The sequence below is a fragment of the Lentilactobacillus diolivorans DSM 14421 genome, from assembly GCF_001434255.1.
Classification (GTDB): domain Bacteria; phylum Bacillota; class Bacilli; order Lactobacillales; family Lactobacillaceae; genus Lentilactobacillus; species Lentilactobacillus diolivorans.
This window is the reverse complement of sequence record NZ_AZEY01000101.1, coordinates 47,104-48,146: the sequence shown is the minus strand read 5'-3', so window position 1 is coordinate 48,146 and position 1,043 is coordinate 47,104. Positions and strand designations below refer to the sequence as shown.

The 1,043-nt window shown below is 51.7% G+C and carries 11 tRNA genes; all 11 read left to right on the top strand.

The features are described from left to right. Positions 1–61 precede the first annotated feature (61 nt). The 11 genes from FC85_RS12790 (at position 62) to FC85_RS12740 (ending at position 1,038) form a co-directional block, all read left to right on the top strand. A tRNA-Arg gene (locus tag FC85_RS12790) sits at positions 62–135 on the top strand. A gap of 11 nt (positions 136–146) precedes the next feature. Then, positions 147–220: transfer RNA gene (locus FC85_RS12785), tRNA-Pro, on the top strand. A 27-nt stretch (positions 221–247) separates the two neighbouring features. Continuing rightward, positions 248–321: transfer RNA gene (locus FC85_RS12780), tRNA-Met, on the top strand. A 10-nt stretch (positions 322–331) separates the two neighbouring features. Further along, positions 332–405, top strand: a tRNA-Ile gene (locus FC85_RS12775). Positions 406–439: 34 nt separating this feature from the next. Next, a tRNA-Ser gene (locus FC85_RS12770) sits at positions 440–527 on the top strand. A gap of 9 nt (positions 528–536) precedes the next feature. Next, positions 537–610: transfer RNA gene (locus tag FC85_RS12765), tRNA-Met, on the top strand. A gap of 4 nt (positions 611–614) precedes the next feature. Beyond that, positions 615–689: transfer RNA gene (locus FC85_RS12760), tRNA-Asp, on the top strand. 5 nt (positions 690–694) lie between these two features. Continuing rightward, a tRNA-Phe gene (locus FC85_RS12755) sits at positions 695–767 on the top strand. 22 nt (positions 768–789) lie between these two features. Further along, positions 790–860 (top strand) — tRNA-Gly (locus FC85_RS12750). 12 nt (positions 861–872) lie between these two features. Then, positions 873–946, top strand: a tRNA-Ile gene (locus tag FC85_RS12745). Between the two features lie 4 nt (positions 947–950). Further along, a tRNA-Ser gene (locus tag FC85_RS12740) sits at positions 951–1,038 on the top strand. Positions 1,039–1,043: the final 5 nt, after the last annotated feature.

The following is a 1,043-nucleotide window of genomic DNA, read 5'->3' as shown; positions in this document are numbered from 1 at the left end:
ACTTAAAATCCTGCGGTCAGTGATGACCGTACCGGTTCGATCCCGGTCCTCGGCATATTTTGCACCCATAGCGCAATTGGATAGAGTGTCTGACTACGAATCAGAAGGTTGTAGGTTCGACTCCTACTGGGTGCATTAGTTCATTTCGGGAAGTAGCTCAGCTTGGTAGAGCACCTGGTTTGGGACCAGGGGGTCGCAGGTTCGAATCCTGTCTTCCCGATTGATAGAAGTACTATCATTTTTTCATCGCGGTGTAGCTCAGCTGGCTAGAGCGTCCGGTTCATACCCGGGAGGTCGAGGGTTCGATCCCCCCTGCCGCGATATAAGTCTTGGACCTTTAGCTCAGTTGGTTAGAGCAAACGGCTCATAACCGTTCGGTCGTAGGTTCGAGTCCTACAAGGTCCATTGACTCGTAGAGTTATTTTTATAGTTTTAGCATGGAGGATTACCCAAGTGGCTGAAGGGGGCGGTCTTGAAAACCGCTAGGTGGGTCAAACCACGCGAGAGTTCGAATCTCTCATCCTCCTTCTTATTATCGCGGGATGGAGCAGTCTGGTAGCTCGTCGGGCTCATAACCCGAAGGTCGTTGGTTCAAACCCAGCTCCCGCAATTTTGGTTCGTTGGTCTAGTTGGTTTAGGACGCCTGCCTGTCACGCAGGAGATCACGAGTTCGAGTCTCGTACGGACCGCTTTTGGCTCGGTAGCTCAGTCGGTAGAGCAATGGATTGAAGCTCCATGTGTCGGCAGTTCGATTCTGTCCCGCGCCACTTTTTTTATATGATTTATAATGCGGGTGTAGTTTAGTGGTAAAACCACAGCCTTCCAAGCTGTTGTCGCGAGTCCGATTCTCGTCACCCGCTTTGTTCATCAATGGGCCTATAGCTCAGCTGGTTAGAGCGCACGCCTGATAAGCGTGAGGTCGATGGTTCGAGTCCATTTAGGCCCATATTGGAGAAGTACTCAAGTGGCTGAAGAGGCGCCCCTGCTAAGGGTGTAGGTCGCGTAAGCGGCGCGAGAGTTCGAATCTCTCCTTCTCCGTATCA